This is a genomic window from Ruegeria sp. AG7 (genome assembly GCF_056541545.1).
Genome location: NZ_JBQFYP010000039.1, coordinates 1 through 5,216 on the forward strand (window position 1 = coordinate 1; position 5,216 = coordinate 5,216).

Annotated in this window: 4 protein-coding genes and 1 pseudogene; 1 reads left to right on the top strand and 4 read right to left on the bottom strand. The window is 53.7% G+C overall.

Translation table 11 applies throughout. From position 1 onward, the window contains the following. The 4 genes and pseudogenes from ACR0BF_RS20160 to ACR0BF_RS20175 all read right to left on the bottom strand — a co-directional run. Positions 1-132, bottom strand: a pseudogene (locus ACR0BF_RS20160) (IS5 family transposase); the annotation flags it as partial. Positions 133-407: 275 nt separating this feature from the next. Further along, on the bottom strand, positions 408-740 hold the full coding sequence (locus ACR0BF_RS20165) for a YegP family protein (protein ID WP_480625657.1): 333 nt from the start codon (positions 738-740) through the stop codon (positions 408-410). Positions 741-1,462: 722 nt separating this feature from the next. Next, positions 1,463-2,572 carry a ParB/RepB/Spo0J family partition protein gene (locus tag ACR0BF_RS20170; protein ID WP_480625658.1) on the bottom strand — a complete coding sequence of 370 codons (1,110 nt, stop codon included), beginning with the start codon at positions 2,570-2,572 and terminating at the stop codon, positions 1,463-1,465. Further along, positions 2,569-3,876, bottom strand: coding sequence for an AAA family ATPase (locus ACR0BF_RS20175; protein ID WP_480608350.1), 1,308 nt, complete (start codon positions 3,874-3,876; stop codon positions 2,569-2,571). The genes ACR0BF_RS20170 and ACR0BF_RS20175 overlap by 4 nt, the downstream gene beginning before the upstream one ends. A 469-nt stretch (positions 3,877-4,345) precedes the next feature. Here ACR0BF_RS20175 and ACR0BF_RS20180 point away from each other — a divergent pair, with 469 nt between their 5' ends. Further along, a complete protein-coding gene (locus tag ACR0BF_RS20180; protein WP_480625659.1) occupies positions 4,346-5,029 on the top strand; it encodes a DnaA N-terminal domain-containing protein in 684 nt (227 codons plus the stop codon). Positions 5,030-5,216 lie beyond the last annotated feature (187 nt).

Here is a 5,216-nt window from a genome sequence, read left to right on the forward strand (position 1 = left end):
CGCGTCTTCGCTGAACCAGACCGTTACGTCACCACGCTGGCGGAGCGCCTCGTTGTATTCGGCCCAGTTCGTCACACGGTACTTTGCCTTCGCAAACTTATCCCGCCGCGATGCATTGAATTTGAAGGGCATCACAGCATCCCGCAGTCAAATCAATGGACCAGCTACGCATCGGAAACGATTTGTGCAACACGCTCTAAAAGACCCCGGTTCAGTCGGGGTATTTTCTGCGACCCTCAAGACTTCGGATACAAGGGCAGGTGCGGATTCCTTGACTGAACTCGCGTAGGTAACGGCAATCCCGGGCAAACGGCCTCGGTGGCGAAGTCGAGTTACCCGAGATGCGTCCACGCATCCCGGCGTCGCAGTTTGCACCTATAGGAGTGGCAGGGCGTTACCGCGCCAAGTTAGGTCAGGTCGTCGACACGTGCGTCCGGTGCGTTCCGCTTGACCGACTCGATCCCGTTATCCCGCGCAGAAGCGCTGGTATAGCTCTCGCTGGTGCCGATGACCTGCCCGTTGCTGGCCTTCAAATTGAACATGTGACCGCCGGACTTGGTTTCCTTGCGTTCATACCGCTCGTCATCCGGTGCGTTCTTCTTGACTGACTCGATCCCGTTCGTGGCACTTGCCTTTTGAACATATCCTTCACTGGCCAGAATGATTTCACCATTCCCGGCTTTCAGACGAAACCGAAATTCCCCGGCCTTGTCTTTGTATATTTCGAACTTCCCGGCCATTTGACGCCTACTCCTCTGTTCTGCTTTCGATTTTTTCGAATACATTCCTATAATTACACAATCGCCTCAAGAAAAAAGATGAGGCGTGTTATCTGCTCAGATCAAGCCCCCCCTCCCCTTCTCCTTAGCCTTGCTTCCTAAGATTTTTCAGCTGTTACCGTGGTAAAGCTGGCACCCGAAGGTACCGGTGGTCATTCGGTCAAAACTGATGTCGTGGGACGCATTTAGTTGCCTCAGAATCGCGAACAAAGTCCGTTCAGCAGCACTTTGGATAAGCAACTTCTGTTCAGTCCGCTAAGCCAAGGGTCTTAGCATATTTTGTAAAAAAACTGTACTTGATACCTATATATAGTGTAATTTACGCCTGAAATATGAACAGCTGCAAACCCTGTTTTGAAGCTTGTACTGTGTTTCAAGGGTTGCGTTCTGCTGGTCAGCGGTGAAAGCGCGACGCCTCCGCGCCACCTCTAGTTTCCGACTGGACGGCCGTAAATGCTATAAAACTCTTTTGCAAAATTTCGATATCTTGGGAAATCTCGAACTCGACTTAAGAACAAGTCTTAACATGTCGGTTGCTTTGTTCGCTTCAGTGCCCGTGACGTCCGGTTCAGCTTGGACAGGCGATGTATCCGACGATGCCAACAAGCCCCCTGCCCCAGCGCGCCAAAAAAAAGGCGCCGGAACTTTTCCGACGCCTTTTCCCGCTTTGCTGGCCCATGATCTTACCCGTGGGTAAGGTCGTCTTCTTCGGGAAGCGCATCGATCAGCGCGGCAATCGCCGCTTCCAGCTTGCTTCGATCAACGCGTGTGAAATCCAGATCATACCGGATCTCGATCCGTCCACTTGAGGCAGCGCATTTTGCGATCCCAGCCCTACCCGAGACCTGAAATGTCGTTTTCGCACGGCGCGGTTTACCTGCGCTGACTGCATCCGACTTACTTGAAGACGTGGCTTCTGGCTCAGCCAGAAATGACCTGAGAATTGCAACCTCGCGCGTACCATCCCGATCAGGCTCGCTCTTCAGTGCCTCGCTCACTTGGCGAACCAGACCCGGCGTCGCGTCGAACTTGCGCTTTAGCTCAACGCCCACGTTTCGCGGAATGTCGTTCGGGTGGATCAGAACTTTGTCCAGCATCAGCAACAAACTGGCGAAAGACCGGATATAGCTACGCTTAGTATAGCTGGCAGACTTAAACAGCGTGGAAACCGCTTTGTCGACATCCGGACAGTCATTCGCTGGGTCTTCGGAATATGCACGGGCGAGGGCGCCCATTTCCGCAAATGAGATATCCTTTCGGATCAGGTTCTCGTCAACCATGCGCCGGTAACTGTTGTCCAGATCACCCGCGTCAGAAATCCCCGCTGGAATTCTGGCGTAGGTTTCGTCCCCGGTCTCATCGTACAAAGCACGATAGGCGGACAAACGGCGCATACCCTGGATCAATTCATACAGCCCGTCCGACCTGCGTTCCAGACGGATCGGGTTGGACAAGCCGATGTCCCGGATCGAATCTTTGAGTTCATCCAGTTCCGGATCAGGACCTGGTTTGCGATCTCGCGTCAGTTTTTCTGTGACAACGTCATTCAGCAACACCCGTTCTGTCACCAAACCTTCGGCTCTCAGCCGAACCAGTTCATGTGCAAGACGGTCGTTTTCGGCGCGGATGGATTGTTCCGTCGATTGCTGATCACGTAAAGCGTCGGCATTTTCCGAAATTGCCGCGGCCATTGGACCGCGTCGTTTTTCAAAAACTTTGTCCGGTACTTTACCAACAGGAATGTCATCCATAGTAGGTAGGTCAATATCGAACATTCTCCGCTTGCGGCTCATGCGTCATCCTCCACCTTGTCCCAGGCCGATAACATTACGCCCCGGAATTCCTCATACACATTGTCAAAAGTCGAGCGGGCACGCCGCCAGGTTTCGCGGGTCATCTCGCGGTAGTCCATTTCGTAAACCGAACTCAGAAAACGTCCCGACTGCTCCACCGCACGGGTCATTTCCACCGGGTGCTGAGCGACATGTTCGCCAAAGACCTTCTTAAAGGCATCAAACATCGCCAGATGGAGCGCATTGCCCGGTTCATACCGCGTCAACAGGAACCGCAACTCACAGAAGGTTTTGGGCAATCCAATCTTACCCGTGGGTAAGGTCTTGTCGAACCCATAAGCCAGATCTTCCAACGCTTCTGCCAACTGGCCGATGAACGATGTGGTCGAGTCATACTCCCAATATCCGGGCCCAGAAGGGATATAAAGCATGTCAGCGGCAAAGACCGCATTCATAGACTGGTATCCGATTGCGGGCGGACAATCGAACAGAATGAGGTCATAAGCATCATCAGGAATCTGATCCAGATACCGGGAAACCGACGCAAAGAAGGACCATTCGGGATTCAGGTGCCGGTACTGGGCCGACGCAAATTCAACAAAGGCTGCGTTCGCACAGGAAGGTATCGCATCGATCGTCGACCAAGAGGTCTTCTTGATGAAATCACCAATTCGCAGATCACCAAGGCCCATGTCCGTTATCGCGGGCGGCAACTCCCGGCGGGGCAGGGTGGTTCCCGATTCCGCAGCGGCGGGGCGGTTATTCATGCGCTCTGTCTCACGAATGAGGTCGCGCGCCATGATCCCCCAAACCGTGTAGTCTTCGGCCACATCCGTCAGGCCCATCGAATGGCTCAATGTTGCCTGAGGGTCGAAATCCACCACGAGGACCCTATACCCGTCCAGGGCGGCCGCATGGGCGAGGTGCAGCGCCACAGTCGACTTTCCCGCGCCTCCCTTAAAGTTTGCGACAGCAGCACGAATGGCGCGCCTGCCTTCAGGGCGAGGGGGCATCAGGGACTTGCGATTAATCTTGAGCCGTCGACGCAGCTCATTCACCTCTTCCAGGCTAAACCAGCGCTGACGCCCGTCGGGCTCAACTTCTCCGCCAGGCAGGGAAGGATCGGCTGCAAGCTTTCCGCGAAAGGTCGACTGGTTAACCCGGAAGATCAGTTCGGACACCTCCCAGCTGGAAAACCGGCGGAGCGTTTTCTCCATCTCAGGGCTAAAGGTCTGCTGGCGAATCCAGCCCTGCAATTTGAGGGACTGATTGCGCAATGCGTTCAGGTCTTCGTGCGTGTACATGCCTCAGGTCTCGTAGTTTGGAACGTAAATTTCTGCTCGTTTCCTATTTACGCCTGATTTGCACTTTACGCAAAAGAAATTATGATGAGGGTGCGCTCTTACCCGTGGGTAAGAAAACAAGGCCTTAAACCCTACGAAGCGATTCGGCGGACCCTGTGAATACCATAAGGCCCGGAAGGCCCCCGGCGACCAGTATATAGGGGGGCATTCTGGCAAGAAATGCTACATATAGGGGGACATAAAGAGCCGATAGGGGGACACCCAGAATGGCCCCCATCACCAATACTTCACCAAATTTCTTTTAGTTTTTTGAGATTGATCCGCACAAGATCAGGCGAAGTTCCAGTCTCTTCTTGACAGAATCGAAGCTTTGGACGCTAATTATCCCAAGATGGTGAAAAGCGTTGGCAAACGGCGCGAGATTGGCGGGACACACCCGCCTGAGGCAGACAGAGCGGTGAGAACGGGTATGCAGCTTGCGAAACCGGTCGGGCGAAATGCGCCGGCTTTAAAATACGATATACTGTCCGCACTGACCGTTCATGCGCTGTCAGGCGACAAGCACCGGCAACGAAGTATTCTGCGTATCATTGCGTTGATTACAACCCGATATAACTGGCGTAACAACGAATTATCCATTGGGCGGGAAGAAATTGCGCGCCTGTGGACAGTGAACGAAAGAACAGTAAAGCGCGAAATGTCCAGATTTCGCGCATTAGGTTGGATAACGGTAAAACGGCCTGCTGCGCGGGGTCGTGTTGCTGTGTACGAGATTGACCTGAAACAAATCCTGATAGACACCGAAGAGGTTTGGCCTGTTATCGGAACAGACTTTCAAGCCCGGATGACCGACGTGCCAGAACCTGAAACGAATGTTATTCCTTTCGCGACCAAACCAAGTACCCCGGAAAGCACCGAAGGGGATGTGTGGTCTCAGGTTCAGGCGATTCTTCACGGGCGCGATCCAGAACTATGGGCCAGCTGGTTTCAACATCTGTCCGAAGCAGAAAGGGCAGGGGGGCGCGTTGTTCTTGTCGCGCCGTCACGCTTCATGGCCGACTATATTTCGCAAAAGTGGACAGCGCGACTGTTGGCTGCCTACAGCCGCGTCGATCCGGGCATCAGGACGGTTCGCGTGGACGCTGCCGAATAACTGACTTTTGCTGTGTATCCTGCGGGATCTCCTCGTTCAGTTGACCAGGGAAACAGGTACGAATACCCAATCGAAGCGAGCGTGTTGCACAAATCGTTTCCGATGCGTAGCTGGTCCTTTGATTTGACTGCGGGATGCTGTGATGCCTTTCAAATTCAATGCGTCGCGGCGGGATAAGTTTGCGAAG